11 protein-coding genes are annotated in these 17,817 nt (G+C 69.9%); 5 read left to right on the top strand and 6 right to left on the bottom strand.

The genetic code is table 11. The features are described from left to right. Position 1: 1 nt before the first annotated feature. Positions 2-1,075: an AI-2E family transporter gene (locus QE410_RS08475; protein WP_307330461.1), complete on the bottom strand. Its 1,074-nt coding sequence runs from the start codon at positions 1,073-1,075 to the stop codon at positions 2-4. 172 nt (positions 1,076-1,247) lie between these two features. Here QE410_RS08475 and QE410_RS08470 point away from each other — a divergent pair, with 172 nt between their 5' ends. Together QE410_RS08470 and QE410_RS08465 are read left to right on the top strand one after the other, a co-directional pair. Further along, a complete protein-coding gene (locus QE410_RS08470) occupies positions 1,248-3,050 on the top strand; it encodes a glycosyl transferase (RefSeq protein WP_307330458.1) in 1,803 nt (600 codons plus the stop codon). Further along, positions 3,047-3,985, top strand: coding sequence for a tetratricopeptide repeat protein (locus tag QE410_RS08465; RefSeq protein WP_307330457.1), 939 nt, complete (start codon positions 3,047-3,049; stop codon positions 3,983-3,985). Before QE410_RS08470 ends, QE410_RS08465 begins: the two co-directional genes overlap by 4 nt. A 72-nt stretch (positions 3,986-4,057) precedes the next feature. On the opposite strand, the gene glgB is transcribed toward QE410_RS08465, so the two are convergent. From glgB to glgX, 3 genes are all read right to left on the bottom strand, one after another. Beyond that, positions 4,058-6,196, bottom strand: coding sequence for a 1,4-alpha-glucan branching protein GlgB (gene glgB, locus QE410_RS08460; RefSeq protein WP_307330454.1), 2,139 nt, complete (start codon positions 6,194-6,196; stop codon positions 4,058-4,060). Then, entirely contained in the window at positions 6,193-8,160 is a 1,968-nt protein-coding gene (locus QE410_RS08455; RefSeq protein ID WP_307334418.1) for an alpha-1,4-glucan--maltose-1-phosphate maltosyltransferase, read from the bottom strand. Before QE410_RS08455 ends, glgB begins: the two co-directional genes overlap by 4 nt. Before the next feature lie 185 nt (positions 8,161-8,345). Beyond that, on the bottom strand, positions 8,346-10,424 hold the full coding sequence (gene glgX, locus QE410_RS08450; protein ID WP_307330451.1) for a glycogen debranching protein GlgX: 2,079 nt from the start codon (positions 10,422-10,424) through the stop codon (positions 8,346-8,348). Positions 10,425-10,472: 48 nt separating this feature from the next. Between glgX and QE410_RS08445 the strand changes: the two genes are divergently transcribed. The 3 genes from QE410_RS08445 (at position 10,473) to ligA (ending at position 15,316) form a co-directional block, all read left to right on the top strand. Further along, positions 10,473-11,657 (top strand): cysteine desulfurase family protein, encoded by a 1,185-nt coding sequence (locus QE410_RS08445; protein WP_307330448.1) that lies wholly within the window; start codon positions 10,473-10,475, stop codon positions 11,655-11,657. Positions 11,658-11,666: 9 nt separating this feature from the next. Next, entirely contained in the window at positions 11,667-12,764 is a 1,098-nt protein-coding gene (mnmA, locus tag QE410_RS08440; RefSeq protein WP_307330445.1) for a tRNA 2-thiouridine(34) synthase MnmA, read from the top strand. Positions 12,765-12,859: 95 nt separating this feature from the next. Next, positions 12,860-15,316 (top strand): NAD-dependent DNA ligase LigA, encoded by a 2,457-nt coding sequence (gene ligA / locus QE410_RS08435; protein WP_307330442.1) that lies wholly within the window; start codon positions 12,860-12,862, stop codon positions 15,314-15,316. Positions 15,317-15,488: 172 nt separating this feature from the next. On the opposite strand, the gene QE410_RS08430 is transcribed toward ligA, so the two are convergent. Both QE410_RS08430 and QE410_RS08425 read right to left on the bottom strand, forming a co-directional pair. Continuing rightward, positions 15,489-15,983 (bottom strand): hypothetical protein, encoded by a 495-nt coding sequence (locus tag QE410_RS08430; protein ID WP_307330440.1) that lies wholly within the window; start codon positions 15,981-15,983, stop codon positions 15,489-15,491. 93 nt (positions 15,984-16,076) lie between these two features. Beyond that, complete coding sequence (locus QE410_RS08425) at positions 16,077-17,756, bottom strand: long-chain-fatty-acid--CoA ligase (protein ID WP_307330437.1); 1,680 nt, start codon at positions 17,754-17,756, stop codon at positions 16,077-16,079. Positions 17,757-17,817: the final 61 nt, after the last annotated feature.

Below are 17,817 nucleotides of genomic sequence, written 5' to 3'. Positions count from 1 at the left end.
GTCAGCGTTCGTTCTGCCGCGGGATGATGACCTCGCGGTAGATGATGAGGATGCTCGCGGCGACCGGGATCGCGATGAGCGCTCCCAGCAGGTTGAGCAGCGCACCGCCGGCGAGGGCGGAGATGACGACCACCGACCCCGGCACCGAGACCGCGCGGCTCATGATGCGCGGCGAGATGATGTACGCCTCGATCTGCATGTAGATGAGGTAGTAGACCGCCGCGATGATCGCGATCGTCGGCGACCCCAGGCCCGGGATGAGGCACGTCAGCACGATGATCGTCGAGCCGGTCAGCGTTCCGACGAGGGGGATCAGCGAGAAGAAGAAGGCGATCACCGCGAGCACGGCCGGGAACGGCGCCTGGATGATCGACAGGAAGACGGCACTCAGCACGCCGTTGATGACGCCGAGGCTCACCTGGCCCATGACGTAGTAGCCCACCGAGTCGGTGATTTTCTCGGCGAGCTCGATGAAGCGCGCACGTTTCGACGCCGGCACGAGCTGGTACACGGCAGACTTCAGCGACGGGGTGGATGCCGTGAAGTAGATGGTCAGGATGAGCACGATGAAGGCGCCGCCCAGGCCCGCCGCCACCGCGCCGCCGATGGTGAGGATGCTGTTGCCGACCATCGTGGAGATGGAGCCGACGTCGAGGGTCGAGATCCACTGCTGCACACCCGCCCAGACGTCGTCGAGGCGGAGCCAGGGGAGGGTGCGGGAGGCCCAGTCCTGCACCTGTCGCACGACCTCGTTCCATCGATCGGGTTGCAGGAGTTGCTCCACCTGCACGACGAGCTGCGTGATCTGGCCCACGATGATGGGCACGACCATCACGATGATGCCGGCGAAGATGCCGAGCACGCCGAGGATCGTGACGAGCACCGCCGCCCAACGGGGCAGGCCCCTCTTCTCCAGGAACGACACGACGGGGTCGAGGCCGAGCGAGAGGAACAGCGCGGTGCCGACGTACAGGAGGATCGTCGACAGGTTCTGCACGCTGCCGATCAGAAGCAGGCCGACGCCGACGCCGAGCGTGGCCAGCAGTGCGACCCGGAATGGGTTGTGGATCTTCATCCCGACAGACTCCCGCCTCAGCCGGGCGTTCGTGCCCGTGACGTCAGGATACTGACGTGCGCGCCCGCGGCCGCGCGCGACGGGCCTCGCCGCGAACTTTCAGCCGCCCTCGGATAGTCTGAAACGTCGATTCTTCGGTGGGCCCGAGCCGCCGGTGGGGATGGTGTGAAGCGTGAGATTCGTCTGGGCTGTGGTGGCGTTCGTCATCGCCGCCGTCATGATCGGTGCCGGTATCGCCCAGAGGACGGTGTTCCAGGGGCCCTCCGAGACCTCGGCGACCGTGCAGACCGAGGGGACGACCGCGTACACGCTCATCGACGGCGCCCTCCTCACCAGCGTTCCGGGTGCGCAGACGCTCCGGGTCGAGGGTGACGGGCAGGTCTTCGCCGCCTACGGCCGCACGGCCGACGTGAAGGCCTGGTTGTCCGACACCTCTTACACCGCCGTGACCGTCGACGGCGAGGGAGTGGTCCAGACGACCGAGGTCGGGCCCTCCGCCACGGGAACGGCGGAAGTGGCCGGCCGGAGTCCCGTCGACTCCGACCTCTGGCTCGACGAGTACGAGCAGACCGGCACGCTGTCGGCCACGCTGCAGCTCCCCGGGGAGATGAGCGTTCTGATCGCTTCCGACGGCACCGCACCCGCGCCCGCCAACGTCAGCGTGACCTGGCCCATCGACGATTCCACCCCCTGGGCCGGCCCCCTCATCGTCGGCGGCGGCATCGCGCTGCTCGCAGGGCTCGTGCTGTACCTGCTCGGCATCCGCCACGTGCGTCGATCGCGACGTCCGCGGCGCAAGGGTCTGCCCCTCCCCGTGACCGAACCGATCTCCACCGTCGACGGCGACGGCGACGCGAAGGGCGTCATCAGCCAGAGCCCTGCCGGACGCGGTTCGCGCGTCCGCGGCGCCCTCGGTGGGCGACGCGCCCTGGTGGCCGTACCCGCTCTGGGTGTCTCGGTGGCGCTCCTCGCCGGCTGCTCCGCCGACGCCTGGCCGCAGTTCGCAGCTCCCGCGTCGCCCAGCCCGACCCCGACCGTCGTGGTCCCCGAAGGCCAGTTCCCCCCCGCCGTCACCGAAGCACAGGCGCAGCGCATCGTCTCGCGCGTGTCGTCGACGGTGGCGCAGGCCGACGCCGCTCTCGACGCCACCGCCGTCGCGGAGCGTCTCTCCGGACCTGCGCTGGCCGAACGCCAGACCAACTACACGCTGCGCGCCGCCATCCCCGACCGTGCCGCCCTTCCGGCGATCCCGGCGGAACCCGTGCAGATCGTCCTGCCGCAGACCACGGGCACGTGGCCGCGCACGCTCATGACCGTCGTCGAGTCCGCGGATGCCGCGACACCGACCACGACGATCATGATGATGACGCAGGAGAACCCGTGGGCCCCGTACAAGGCGTCCTACGTCGGCAACCTCGAGGCATCCACCAACCTGCCCGAACTCGCGGCCGAATACGTCGGTGCGACGCAGGTCTCACCCGATTCGAACTTCCTCGTGCTGGCGCCCGAGAAAGTGGCGGCGGCCTACGCCGACATCATCAACAACGGACAGAACAGCGCGTCGTGGTCCACCTTCGACACGGCCAACGACCTGCTGCTCGCCGCGATCCAAGACAACAAGACCAAGCGCACCGACGAGCTGAACCAGACCGGTGCGGGCACCGCCGAGATCAGCTTCTCGGCCTCCGCGGGCCCGGCCGCGCCGATCGCGCTGGCCACCCTCGACAGCGGTGCGATCGTCGCCGTGAACGTGTACGAGAGCGACACCGCGAAGCCGACCAACGCCGACGCGGTCATCAAGCTCGACAACAACCCCGCGGTCAAGGCGCTGACCGGTGTCGATCAGTCGGCGACCGGATTCACCACGACCTATTCCGACCAGGTCTTCTTCTACGTCCCCGGCCAGGGGTCCGACGATCAGATCCGTCTGCTCGGTTACCGATCCAGCCTCCTCGAAGCGAAGGTGTCCCCGTGAGCACTCCCGCCCCCGGTTCCGTCATGCGCGGTGCCGTCGACCTCTCGTCGCTGCGCAACCGCCCGCAGAATCCCGCGCCCGCCGCCGCCCCCGCGACCGCTCAAGACGGCGGTGCCACTCCGCTCGTCTTCGACGTGACGGATGCCACCTTCGGTGAGGTCCTCGAACTGTCGCGCACCGTGCCCGTCGTCGTCGACCTGTGGGCGGAGTGGTGCGGACCGTGCAAGCAGCTCAGCCCCGTGCTCGAGAAGGTCGTCACCGAGCTCGGCGGCCGTCTGGTGCTCGCGAAGGTCGACGTGGACGCCAACCCGCAGCTCGCACAGGGCTTCCGCGCGCAGTCGATCCCGATGGTGCTCGCGCTCGTCGCGGGGCAGCCCGTTCCGCTGTTCACCGGCGCGGTGCCCGAGCAGCAGGTGCGCGACGTGTTCGCGCAGCTGCTGCAGCTCGCCGCCCAGCACGGCGTGACGGGCACGGTTCCCATCGACGGTCTTCCGGCCGGCGAGACGCCCGCGGAGGAGGCCCTGCCGCCGCTGCACGCCGAGGCGTTCGCCGCCATCGAAGAAGGTGATTACGCCCGCGCGATCGCCGCGTACGAGAAGGCGCTCGTCGAGAACCCCCGAGACGCCGATGCGCGTGCCGGTCTCGGTCAGGTGCGCCTGCTCGACCGTGTGCAGGGAGCCGATCTGCAGGCTGCGCGCGCAGCGGCCGCCGCGGAACCCACGGGCATCGAGGCGCAGTTCCTCGTCGCCGATCTGGACGTCGTCGGAGGGCACGTCGACGACGCCTTCGGGCGCCTGCTGGAGCTGTTCGCGGCTCTTCCCGCCGAGGAGCGGGCACCCGTGCGCGAGCGGCTGCTCGAGCTGTTCGGCCTCATCGGCGACGACGACCCTCGCGTCATTCGTGCGCGTACCCGCCTGGCATCGCTGCTCTTCTGATCCCGCGCGACAGCGCCGCACACGCACGAATGCCCCGTCCTCGGACGGGGCATTCGTGGTTCGCGTGGTAGGTCAGGCGCCGGCGCGGTGGTGGAGCCAGAGCACGCCCAGCGGCGGGAGGGTCAGCGTCGCGCTGCCGCGCCCATCGGTCGTGACGGCGCCGAGGTTGCCCTGGCCGGAACCGCCGAACACCTCGGCGTCGCTGTTGAGCACCTCGGTCCAGGTGCCCGCCTCGGGCAGGTCGAGCGGGAAGTCGCCCAGTGGGACGCCCGAGAAGTTGCAGACGACCGCGACGGTGTTGCCGTGATGGTCGCGGCGGGCGAAGGCGAGGACGTTCGGGTTCCACGCCGGTGCGCCCAGACGCGAGAAGGCTGCGCCGTCGTGGTCGCGTGACCACAGCGCGGCCTGGTCTATGTAGACGCGGTTGAGCTCGGCGACGAAGTCGTGCAGCTGCCGGTGCGCCGGCTGGTCCAGCATCCACCAGTCGAGACTGCGCGACTCGGACCATTCCGACATCTGCCCGAACTCCTGGCCCATGAACAGCAGCTGCTTGCCGGGGTGACCCCACATGTAGGCGAGGAAGGCGCGCATGTTCGCGAGCTTCTGCCAGTGGTCGCCGGGCATGCGTCCAAACAGGCTGCCTTTGCCGTGCACGACCTCGTCGTGGCTGATCGGCAGGATGAAGTTCTCACTGAACGCGTAGACGAACGAGAACGACAGCTCGCCCTCGTGATGCGAGCGGTACATGGGGTCACGCCCGATGTACTGAAGCGAGTCGTTCATCCAGCCCATGTTCCACTTGAAGCCGAAGCCCAGGCCCGCAGCCGAGGTGGGCGCGGTCACGCCCGGGAAGCTGGTGGACTCCTCGGCGATGAGCGCGATGCCGGGATAGCGCTTGTAGGAGGTCGCGTTGACCTCCTGCAGGAAGCGGATGGCTTCGAGGTTCTCGCGTCCCCCGAACTGGTTGGGCGCCCACTCGCCGTCGTTGCGGGAGTAATCGAGGTAGAGCATGGATGCCACGGCATCCACCCGCAGGCCGTCGACGTGGAACTCCTCGAACCAATACAGCGCGTTCGCCACGAGGAAGTTGCGCACCTCGTTGCGGCCGTAGTCGAAGATCAGCGTGCCCCAGTCTTTGTGCTCGCCGCGACGAGGGTCGGGGTGCTCGTACAGCGCCTCGCCGTCGAAGCGCGCCAGCGCGAAGTCGTCTTTGGGGAAGTGACCGGGGACCCAGTCCATGATGACGCCGATATTCGCCTGGTGAAGGCGGTCGATCAGGTAGCGCAGGTCGTCGGGGTCACCGAAACGACTGGTGGGGGCGTAATAGCCGGAGACCTGATAGCCCCACGAACCGCCGAACGGGTGCTCGGAGAGCGGGAGGAATTCGACGTGGGTGAACCCCTGGGCGCCGACGTAGTCGATGATCTCGTCGGCGGCATCCCGGTACGACAGCCCCTGCTTCCACGAACCGAGGTGCAGCTCGTAGATCGACATGGGCCGATCGATCGGTGCGGTGGTGGACCGATGCTCGATCCACGCATCGTCGGACCAGGTGTAGTCGGATTCGGTGACCACCGATGCGGTCGCCGGCGGCACCTCGGCAAGACGGGCCATCGGGTCGGCCTTCTCGATCCACTGGCCGCCGCGGGTGAGGATCTCGAACTTGTAGCGGGTGCCCGCGCCGATGCCGGGGACGAAGAGCTCCCACACGCCGCTGCCGCCCATAGAGCGCATCGCGTTGCCCGCGCCGTCCCAGCCGTTGAAATCGCCGATGACACGCAGGGCGCGGGCGTCGGGGGCCCACACGGTGAACGCGACGCCGCGGGAGCCGTCGAGCTCGCGCACGTGCGCCCCCAGCACACGCCACAGCTCTTCGTGACGCCCCTCGGAGACGAGGTGCAGGTCGAGCTCGCCGATCGAGGGCGCGTGCCGGTAGCCGTCGTCGGCGACGTGCTCGGCGCCGTCGTAGCTCGCTCGCACCGTGTATGCCCCGGGGAAGGACTCGACACGCGCCTCCCAGATGCCACCCCGGACGTGCTCGAGGCCGACGGTGTCTCCGTTCGCGAGTTCGGCGATCACCTCGCGGGCGAGCGGCCGCCGCGACCGGATCACCCATCCCTCGCCGGTCTCATGCACACCCAGCACGCTGTGCGGGTCGTGGTGAGCACCGTGGGCCACGGCATCCAGGATCTCGGGGGGAAGCATGGTCATCGGTTCTCCTTGACGTGCAGGATGTGCACGGGCTCGTTGAAGGCGTCGAGACGCACGAAGTTGTGGTCGGCCCAGATCCACACCTGGCCGGTCACGAGGTCTTCGACGTCGTACGACGTGCCCGGCTCGATACCGAAGACGCTCGTGTCGAGGTGGACGGTCGTCTCGCGGGCGGAGTGCGGGTCGACGTTCGCCACGACGATGACGGTGTCGGAAGCGCCGGTCGGCGACAGCTCCGCGGGCAGGTGCTTGGAGTAGACCAGGATGGCGTCGTCGTCGCTCCAGTGGACCTCGAGGTTGCGCAGCTGGCGCAGCGCGGGGTGGTCGCGACGGGCGGCGTTGAGCATGCGCAGGTACGGCGCGATCGAGGCGCCCGAGGCTTCGGCCTGGTCCCAGTCGCGGAACTTGTACTCGTACTTCTCGTTGTCGATGTTCTCTTCCGACCCGGGGCGGGCGACGTTCTCGATGAGTTCGTAGCCCGCGTAGACACCGTAGGTCGGCGCGGCGGTCGCGGCGATCGCGGCGCGGATCTTGTAGGCCGGACGTCCGCCGTACTGCAGGTATTCGGTGAGGATGTCGGGGGTGTTGACGAAGAGATTGGGTCGCAGGAAGTCGGCCGTCTCGTGCGCGAGTGCTCCGAGGAACTCCTCGAGCTCTTCCTTGGTGTTGCGCCATGTGAAGTACGTGTAGCTCTGCTGGAATCCGGCCATGGCCAGACCCTGCAGCGGAGCGGGCCGCGTGAACGCCTCGGCGAGGAACACCGCGTCGGGCTCCTCGGCGCTGACGGTGGCGATCAGCCATTCCCAGAACTGCAGCGGCTTGGTGTGCGGGTTGTCGACGCGGAAGATCGTCACGCCCTGCGCGATCCAGTGGCGCACCACGCGCAGCACCTCGGCACGGATGCCCTCGGGATCGTTGTCGAAGTTGACGGGGTAGATGTCTTGATACTTCTTCGGCGGGTTCTCGGCGAACGCGATCGAGCCGTCGGGGAGCGTCGTGAACCACTCGGGGTGCTCGGCGACCCACGGGTGGTCGGGGGAGGCCTGCAGGGCGAGGTCGAGGGCCACCTCGATGCCGTTGTCGCGCGCCGCGGTGACGAAGGCCCGGAAATCGTCGAGCGTACCGAGGTCGGGATGCACGGTGTCGTGGCCGCCGGCGGCGCCACCGATGGCCCATGGCGAGCCCGGGTCGCCCGGCTGGGTGACGAGGGTGTTGTTCGGTCCCTTGCGGTTGGTCTCGCCGATCGGGTGGATCGGCGGCAGGTAGAGCACGTCGAAGCCCATGCCGGCGACACCCGGCAGGCGGTCGATCGCGGTGCGGAAGGTGCCGCTGACGACAGAACCGTCGTCGGCGCGCGTGGCGCCCTCGGAACGCGGGAAGAACTCGTACCAGGCGCCCACGCCGGCGCGTTCGCGCTCGACGAGAAGCTCGGCATCGCGGCCCACCGAGACCAGGCCCATCATCGGACGCGCGGCGAAGAGCGCGGCGATCGCGGGGTCGCGCACGATCGACAGTGCGACGTCGTCGTGCACGTCGGGGTCGCGCAGAGCGCGGGCAGCCTCGTACAGGGCGTCTTTGTCGGTGCCCGGACGCTTCTTCTCACCGCGCGCGCGATCGAAGAGCTGCGCGCCCATCTCCCGCATGAGAGCGGTGTCGACACCGGCCGCGATCTTCAGCTCGGCGGCGTGCTCCCACGTCGCGAAGTCGTCGGCGAAGGACTCGAAGCGGAAGCGCCAGACGCCCTGCTCGAGCGGGGCGATGAGCACGGACCAGCGGTCGAAACCGTCGTTCATGGGGCTCAAGCGGTGCAGCGACTCATCGCCGGAGGGGGAGAAGAGGCGCACGTTGACGCCGATGCGGTCGTGCCCCTCGCGGAAAGCCGTCACCGTGAACGGCACTGCTTCGCCCACGTAGGCCGACGGGCGGAACGCTCCGCCGGGCACGCTGGGGTGAGGCAGGGCCATGGGGATGCGCGGGGTGACCACGCGTCGCGACGTCGGCGTCGGTTTGACCGGACGCACGGGGATCGAGGCGGCGCTGCGCCAGGGCAGCTCGGGCGAGGGAGTCGTCGTGGTGGCCACGGTTTGAACCTACCGTGGGCCACCGACGTTGCCGCATCGATTTGTGCGGCCTTGACAGCGGGCGCCGATCAGTCGACGCGGAACAGCCGCATCGACGCGCCCTCGACGGCGACCACGTCGCCGGGAGCGAATGTCGCGCGAGCGTCGGAGGGGCGCTCGTCGGCACTCGACCAGAGTTCGACGAACACGGCATCGTCGATGTCGGGGAGCGCGATGTCGGTCGGGGTCTCCGTCCCGTGGATGACCAGCAGCACCCGGTTGGGCTCCTCGTGCTCCGGTGTCGACGTCGCCAGGTATTGAAGTGTGCGGTGGGCGGGGTCGTTCCACCGGTCGCTCGACATGGTCCGGCCGTGCTCGTCGAACCACTCCATGACCGAGGCCGACGGGATGCGTTCCCCGAGCCGGGCGAAGCGCTTCGGTCGCAGCGCGGGGTTCTCGCGCCGCACCTGCAGCAGGCGCTGGGTGTGCGCGAACAGGTCGCGCTGCCACGGCGACAGCTCCCACGACAGCCAGGTCAGTGCCGAGTCGTGGCAGTAGGCGTTGTTGTTGCCGCGTTGCGTGCGGCCCATCTCGTCGCCGGCGGTGATCATCGGCACCCCCGCCGACAGCAGGAGCGTGCCCATCAGGTTGCGCATGGCCCTGCGGCGCGTCGCGAGCACGCGCTCGTCGTCGGTCGGACCCTCGGCCCCGTGATTGAACGAGCGGTTGGTGTCGGCGCCGTCGCGGTTCTGCTCGCCGTTGCCGAGATTGTGCTTGACGTCGTACGAGACGAGGTCGTTGAGGGTGAACCCGTCGTGCGCGGTGACGAAGTTGACGCTCGCGAGCGGCCCGCGGTCTTCGCTGAAGGTGTTCGACGAACCGGCGAGTCGCGTGGCGAAGCCGCCGATGCCGACCGGTGCGGTGTCGGCGCGACGCGCGTAATCGATGTCGCTGAGCCAGAAATTGCGCACGCGGTCGCGGTAGCGGTCGTTCCACTCCAGCCACCCGTCGCCGAAGTTGCCGGTCTGCCAGCCGCCCATTCCGACGTCCCACGGTTCGGCGATGAGCTTGGTCTCCGACAGCGCGGCATCATCGCGGATGGCGCGGAGAAGCGGGTGGTCGGGGGTGAAGGAATGCCGCTCGTCACGGCCCAGGGTGACGGCCAGGTCGAAGCGGAACCCGTCGATCTGCACCTCGTTCGCCCAATAGCGCAGCGAGTCGAGGACGAGGCGGGCGGCGGCATCGGTCGATGTGTTCACCGCGTTGCCGCAGCCGGTCTCGTCGATGTAGGCGCCCTCGGCGGTCTGGCGGTAGTAGGCGCGGTTGTCGATGCCGCGGAAGCTGGTGCGCGGTCCGCCGATGCCCTCTTCGGCGGTGTGGTTGTAGACGACGTCGAGGATGACCTCGAGCCCTGCCTCGTGCAGCAGCTTGACCATGCCCTTGAATTCGCGGAGCACGGCCTCCGGCCCCTCGGCGCGGTTGGCGGCGGTCGCGTAGGGCGCGTGCGGGGTGAAGAAGTTCAGCGAGTTGTAGCCCCAGTAATTCGTCAGCCCCAGGTGCAGCAGGCGCGGTTCGGTGGCGAACGCGTGCACGGGGAGGAGCTCGACGCTCGTCACCCCCAGCGAGAGCAGATGCTCGATCATCGCCGGGTGCGCCAGGCCCGCGTAGGTGCCGTGCAGGGCCGGCGGGATGAACGGATGCCGCTTCGTCAGTCCTTTCACGTGGCCCTCGTAGATCACGGTGCGATCCAGCGGTACGCGCGGCTTGGTCGAGGTGCCCCAGTCGAAGGTGCCGTCGACGACGACCGAACGCCAATCGCCGAAGCTGCCCGACACCAGCCCGCGCGAGTAGGGCTCGATGAGAAGCGACTGCGGGTTGAAGGTGTGACCGGCGCCGTGCGGTCCGCCGACGCGGATCGCGTAGCGCGCCCCCGGACGCAGCAGTGGGGTGGTGGCTTCGAAGACGCCGCCGCCCACGGGCGCAAGGGGGATCGTGTCGGTGGCCCAGTCGAGGTCGACGTCGTCGAAGATCAACAGCTGCATCGCCTCGGCCGACTCCGACCAGACGCGCAGCGTGCCCCCGTCGGGCCCGAGGCGCACGCCGAGGTCGTCGAATGCGGGACTCAGCAGAGCGGGGCGGGTTGCGAGGGCGGGCTCGGGTCGGACCATGCGTCTTAGGGTAGTGAAGGCCGCGGACAGCGCGAGAGGGGGCGTACGGTGCAGGTCTACCTCGATCACGCAGCGACCACGCCGTTGCGCGCAGAGGCGCGTGAGGCGTGGCTCGCCGCGCACGAGGTGCTCGGCAATCCGTCGTCCATCCATGGCGCGGGCCAAGCGGCGCGGCGGTTGCTCGAAGACGCGCGCGATCAGCTCGCCGTGGTCCTCGGTTGCCAGCCCATCGAGATCGTCTTCACCTCGGGCGGCACCGAGGCGGCCAACCTCGCGCTCAAGGGCCTGTGGTGGGCGCGCCCGGAAGGAACGGATGCCGTCGTGCTGCCCGACGGCGAGCATCACGCGACGCTCGACGTCGTGGCGTGGCTGGCGTCGGCCGAGCACGCGGCGGTGCGCGCCGTGCGTCTCGACGAGCGCGGCCGGATCGATCTCGACGCCTTCTGCACAGCCCTGCCCGGGGCGGCCGTCGCCACGGCGCTCGTGGCCAACAACGAGGTCGGGACGCTTCAGGATGCCGCGGGCCTGGCCTCGGCGGCATCCGGGGCGGGCGTTCCCCTGCATCTCGACGCCGTCTCGGCGCTCGGACATGTCGAGGTCGACTTCGCCGGCTGGCGCGGTGGCGGAAGCTTGCCCGGAGGACTGGCGGCGATGTCGGTGTCGGCGCACAAGGTGGGCGGCCCGGTCGGGGTCGGTGCCGCCGTGGTGTCGCGGCACGCGCGTCTGACGCCGCTCGTGCACGGCGGCGGTCAGCAGCGGAGCCTGCGCGCGGGCACGCAAGACGTCGCGGGAGCGGCCGCGTTCGCCGCGGCCGCGTGGGTCGCGGAGGCGGAGCGCGTCGCCGAGACCGCACGGCTCACCACCCTGCGGGAGCGCCTCATCGACGGCATCCGGTCCTCGATCCCCGCGGCGCGACTGCTCGGCGATCCGGCGGAGCGCCTGCCCGGCAACGCGCACGTGCTGTTCCCGGATGCCGCGGGCGAGACGCTGCTCTTCCTGCTCGACATGGCGGGGATCGCGGTCTCGACCGGGTCGGCGTGCCAGGCCGGCGTCGCCGAGCCCTCGCACGTCGTGCTCGCGCTCGGCCTCGACGACCGCGCGGCGCGCTCGGTGCTGCGTTTCACCCTCGGCTACACCTCGACGGAAGCCGACGTCGACGCCGTGCTCGCCCGCCTTCCCGACGCGTACGCCCGGGCCGTGGCATCCGGGGCCCGTTCAGGCCGCGCTTCGTAGACTGGACGCATGCGAGTTCTGGCGGCGATGAGCGGTGGCGTCGACTCCGCGGTGGCGGCGGCCCGCGCCGTCGAGGCGGGGCACGACGTGGTCGGCGTGCACCTCGCGCTGTCGCGCGCGGGAGGAACTTTGCGGGCCGGCAGCCGCGGATGCTGCACGATCGAAGACGCCATGGACGCGCGCCGCGCGGCGGACAAGCTCGGCATGCCGTTCTACGTGTGGGACTTCTCGGAGCGTTTCCGCGACGACGTGATCGACGACTTCGTCGCCGAGTACCGCGCCGGTCGCACCCCCAACCCCTGCATGCGGTGCAACGAGAAGATCAAGTTCGCCGCCCTTCTGGAACGTGCGATCGAGCTCGGCTTCGACGCCGTGTGCACCGGCCACTACGCCACCCTGATCGACACCCCGGACGGGCGGGAGCTGCACCGGGCCTCCGACAACGCCAAGGACCAGTCCTATGTTCTCGGCGTCCTGACCGCCGAACAGCTGGCCCACACGTACTTTCCGCTCGGCTCCACGCCGTCGAAGGCGCTCGTGCGCGCCGAGGCTGAGGAGCGGGGGCTCTCGGTGGCGCAGAAGCCCGACAGCCACGACATCTGCTTCATCCCCGACGGCGACACCCGCGGCTGGCTCGCCGACAAGGTGGGTGCCGAGCGCGGCGACATCCTCGATCGCACGGGCGCCGTCGTCGGCTCGCACGAGGGTGCGCACGCCTTCACCGTCGGTCAGCGCCGCGGGTTGCAGCTGGGCGTCCCCGCCGCCGATGGTAAGCCGCGGTTCGTGCTCGAGGTGCGGCCGGTGAACAACACCGTCGTGGTGGGTCCGAAAGAGGCGCTCGCGTGCGCCGAGATCGCGGGGGAGCGGTTCACGTGGGCGGGCCGTGCGCCGTCGGCGACGGAGTTCGCGTGCGACGCGCAGATCCGCGCGCATGCCGACCCGGTGCCGGCGACCGCATCGTTGAGCGACGGGCTGCTCACGGTTCGGCCCGACAGCCCGTTCGACGGCGTCGCCCCGGGGCAGACCGCGGTGCTCTACGACGGCACCCGCGTGATCGGGCAGTTCACGATCGACCGTACGGTGTCGGCAGTGCCGGTCGAGGCCTGAGCTCTCCGTTCTCAGGTGGCGGTGCCCGTCGGGGCGGGTCCGACACGGTCGCAAGGCCCTCAGGCGATGTCGGACCCCGTCTCTAAGCTGAGACGGTGACTTCCCCCGACCAGCTTCCCGACCTCATCCTCGACGACGCGCGCGTCGAGGCGGCCGCTCTCACGCAGCGCATCGTCGACGCCCGCGAGGCGTATTACGGCCGGGATGCCGAACTCGTCGACGACGCGACCTACGACGGGTGGATGCACCGGCTCGAGGCCCTCGAACGCCTGTACCCCGAACTGCAGGGGCAAGACAGCCCGACCCTGTCGGTGGGCGCGGCCGAGGCGACCGATCTCGCGACGATCGAGCATGCCGAGCGCATGCTCAGCCTCGACAACGTCTTCTCGCACGACGAGCTGCGCGACTGGGCCGTGAAGACCGAGGCCGCGGCCGGGCGCAAGGTGCACTGGCTCAGCGAGCTCAAGATCGACGGGCTGGCCATCAGCCTGCGCTACGAGAACGGTCTGCTGACCTCGGCCGCGACGCGCGGCGACGGTCGGGTCGGCGAGATCGTCACCGACAACGCCCTCCGCGTCGCGGGAGTGCCGCGACAGCTGTCGGGTGAGGGGCACCCGTCGCTCGTCGAGGTGCGTGGTGAGGTGTTCATCCCGGTCGCGAAGTTCGAGAACCTGAACCGCCTGCAGGGGGAGTACCGTGATCGCGCGGTGGCCGAGGCGCGCGAGCGTGCCGCCGGGCGACGGGGCGGCCGCGTCTTCGACGAAGAGAAGGTCGAGGCCGCCGCCGCACGTCGATTCCCGGCCTTCGCCAACCCCCGCAACGCCGCGAGCGGCGGGCTGCGCCAGCAGATCGAGAAGAAGTCCGGCCTCGAGCTCGAGGCCGGACTCGCCCGCATCGACTCGCTCGCCCTCTACGTGCACGGCATCGGCGCCTGGCCCGACCCGCCGGTGGCGGCGCAGAGCGAGGTCTACGAGCTGCTGGCGTCGTGGGGCCTGCCGACCTCGCCCTACAGCCGTGTCGAATCGACCATCGACGGGGTGCTGTCGTTCGTCGCGCACCACGGGGAACACCGTCACGATGTCGAGCACGAGATCGACGGCGTCGTCGTCAAGGTCGACGAGCTCGCTCTGCACGACGAACTGGGCACCACCAGTCGCGCCCCGCGCTGGGCGATCGCATACAAGTACCCGCCCGAGCAGGTGAACACGAAGCTGCTCGACATCGTCGTGTCGGTCGGGCGGACCGGCCGGGCGACCCCGTTCGCGGTGATGGAGCCGGCGAAGGTCGCGGGCAGCGTCGTGCGACAGGCCACCCTGCACAATCAAGACGTCGTGAAGGTCAAGGGCGTCCTCATCGGCGACACCGTCGTGCTGCGTAAGGCGGGCGACGTCATCCCCGAGGTCCTCGGGCCCGTGGTCGAGTTGCGCGACGGGAGCGAGCGGGCCTTCGTCATGCCCGCGGATTGCCCCGAGTGCGGCACACCCCTGCGACCTGCCAAAGAGGGCGACATCGATCTGCGGTGCCCGAACGCGAGGTCGTGTCCGGCGCAGGTGCGCGGACGCGTCGAACACATCGGATCCCGCGGAGCGCTCGACATCGAGGCGCTCGGCGAGGTCACCGCGGCGGCTCTCACGCAGCCCGAGGTGCCCGACCGGCCCCCGCTCGACACAGAGGCCGGGTTGTTCGACCTCACGATCGAGCAACTGGTGCCGATCGAAGTCGTCGTGCGCGACTCCGAGACCGGCGAGCGCAAGGTCGATCCCGGCACGGGCGAGCTCGTGCGACGGGCGCCGTTCCAGAAGCTCGGTCCCTCGTCGTACCCGCCGGGTTCGGAAGACCTCGATGCGGCCGAGCGGCGGCGCCGTGGCATCCGCAAGGATTTCCGCGAGGTGCGGCCCTCGGAACAGGCGACGAAGCTCATCGCCGAACTCGAGAGGGCGAAGTCGAAAGACCTGTGGCGCCTGCTGGTCTCGCTCAACATCCGTCACGTCGGTCCGGTCGCCGCGCGTGCCCTCGCGCAGTGGTTCGGCTCGCTCGATGCCATTCGCGCAGCCTCTCGCGACGAGCTCGCGGCCGTCGAGGGCGTCGGCGGCATCATCGCCGACGCGGTGATCGACTGGTTCGACGTCGACTGGCATCGCGAGATCGTCGAGCGGTGGCAGGCGGCGGGTGTGCGTTTCGCCATCCCCGGCCACCCCGGCCCCGGGGCTGCGGCCGCGGCGGGCGGCGTGCTCGCCGGGCTCACGATCGTCGCGACGGGTTCGCTCGAGGGATACACCCGCGAGGGCGCGCAAGAGGCCATCCTCGCCGCCGGCGGCAAGGCGGCGTCGAGCGTGTCCAAGAAGACCGACTTCGTCGCGGCCGGTCCGGGCGCAGGTTCCAAGCTCGCGAAGGCCGAAGAACTGGGGCTCCGCATTCTGGATGCCGCGCAGTTCCGCATCCTCGTCGAGCAGGGACCGGCGGCCCTCGACGCGGGAGACGCAGGCGCTTCCGAGAGTGTCGACGACGCCGAGAGCGTCGACGGTGGCTCACCTGCGACAGAGACCGACTGAGTCGGACAGCGCCGCGGTGCGGGCCACGCCCGCGCCGATTAGAGGGGCAGGGGTTTGCGCCCTGTCTCGCCTCGGCCTGCGCGCAGACGGGGGGCAGTGGCTTCCGCCCGTGTCGCCCCCGCCTGCGCGCAGACGGGGGGCAGTGACCTCCGCTCCTGCCCCTCGTTCGTCGTCAGCCCTGGCAGGCCGTGCCGGCCTCGGTGAAGCTCTGCTGCAGCGCCGTGACCTGTGTGCTGAGCTCGCCGAGCTTGCCGGGGTCGGCCGTGACGCTCGCGAGGAACGCGGCGTACTCGTCGAGTTGCGCGCTCGCCTTCTGCGCGGCCGGTGCGACGTCGGCGTGGGTGATCTGCGCGAAGTCACCCTGCACCTTCTCGCTGAGCTCCTGGAACCGCGTGAGATTGCCCTGGGGGTCCGCCGAGTCCATCGACTGGCTGGTCGACACGACGTCGTTGAACGAGGCGATGATGATCTGGCAGGCGTCGACCTTGGACTGTCCCGTCGCGTCGGTGCCGGACTCGGGCGTCGAGGAGGCCGATGCCGAGGCGACCGGCGTCGGAGCGACGGACTCGGCGGGCGCCGCGTCGGTCGTGGTCGAGGTGCCCCCCGAGCATCCGGCGAGCAGGAGCAGGGCAGCGGCGGTGGCGAGCGCGAACGGCGCACGAGTCATGGTCAAGAGATCCCCCAGAGGTCTTGGTCGGGCCGGAACGTCCACCGTAGCGAGTGGCGGGAGTCCGTCAGGGTCTCCCGGCCGACCGTTGTGTCATGACGACAGCAGTCGGTCGCGCACCTGCCGGCGGAGCACCTTGCCGATGAGCGATCGCGGGAGGTCTTCGACCACCTCGAGACGCTTGGGCACCTTGTACGGGGTCAGGATGCCGCGCGCGAACGCCCGCACGGCTTCGGCGTCGAACGACGCGGGGTCGACGGGCACGACGGCGGCCACGACCTGCTCACCCGAGTGCTCGTCGGGAAGTCCGACGACGGCGACGTCCGCGACGGACGGGTGTTGCCGCAGCACGCTCTCCACCTCGGTCGGGGCGACGTTGAAGCCCCCGGTGATGATGAGTTCCTTGATGCGGTCGACGATGCGGACGAAGCCGGCCTCGTCGATCGTGACGATGTCGCCGGTGCGGAACCAGTCGTCGACGAAGACGGCGGCCGTCTCCTCCAGTTTGCCGTAATAGCCCCAGAAGACCTGCGGTCCGCGGACGAGCAGTTCGCCGCGCTCGACGTCGGTGTGCGGGTCGTCGGGGTCGACGACCCGGCACTCCGTCCCGGGGAGGGGAAGGCCCACTGTGCCCGCCACGCGATTGTCGGCCACGGGATTCGCCATGAGGACGGGGGAGCACTCGCTCAGCCCGTAGCCCTCGACGAGATACCCGCCGGTGGCTTCCTCGAAGGGCACGACGAGATCGTGCGGCAGGGCCATCGCACCGGAGATGGCGACGTCGGTGCCCGCGAGCGACACACCGCGCTCCTGGGCGGTCTTCAGCAGGCGGTCGGCGATCGGCGGCACGAGCGGCAGGAAGGTCGCGGGGTGCTTCTTCGTCACGGCGAGCACGAGGTCGGGATCGAACTTCGGGAAGAGCACCAGACGCGCGCCCATCGACATCGCGAACGTCAGACAGAGGGTGAGGCCGTAGGCATGGAACATCGGGAGCACGGCGTACACCACGCAGCCCTCGCCACGGACGATCTGCGGTACCCACGCCCGCGCCTGCGCGGCGTTGGCGAGCAGGTTGGCGTGCGTCAGCATGGCGCCTTTCGGCGTTCCGGTCGTTCCGCTCGTGTACTGGATGATGGCGAGGTCTTCCGCCGCCGGCCGAGGGTGCGACGGGTCGAGGGCCGCGTGACGGACGACGTCGTCCCAGTCGATCGCGCCCTTCGTCTTGGCGTGCAGGGCGGCACGCGACTCCCGCGCCTTCGTCACGGGCAGACGCAGGGCGAGGCGCGTCGTCCACGGCATCGCGTGCGTCACGTCGACGGACACGAGGGTGTCCACGCGCAGGTCGGCCGGGAACTCCTGCACCGTCGCCACGACTTTGCTCCAGACGATCGCGTGTTTCGCGCCGTGGTCTTCGAATTGTTTGCGCAGCTCCCGCGGGGTGTACAGCGGGTTGTGCTCGACGACGATCGCGCCCAGCCGCAGCACCGCGTAGAACGCGACGATGTGTTGCGGACAGTTCGGCAGGACGATGGCGACGGGGTCTCCGGCCCGCACGCCGCGCGCCTGCAGCGCGGCAGCGGCGCGAGCGATCTGATCCGACAGCTCGGCGTAGGAGGTCTCGCGCCCGAAGAACTGGAGGGCGGGAGCGTCGGGATAGTCGCGCACCGAGGCGTCGACGATATCGATGAGCGAACCGCTCTGGGGCTCCAGATCGGCGGGGACCCCCGCGGCGTAGCTCGAGGTCCAGGGTCGAGGCGGGTCGAAGCTCGTCACCCCGCCAGCCTAGGGCGTGCCGTTTCGACACCGCCGGGCTTGTCCACACCCCTTGCGCGCC

The sequence above is a fragment of the Microbacterium sp. SORGH_AS_1204 genome (genome assembly GCF_030818935.1).
Lineage (GTDB): Bacteria > Actinomycetota > Actinomycetes > Actinomycetales > Microbacteriaceae > Microbacterium.
Note: the sequence above shows the minus strand (reverse complement) of the source record. Positions and strands in the feature narration are given on the sequence as shown.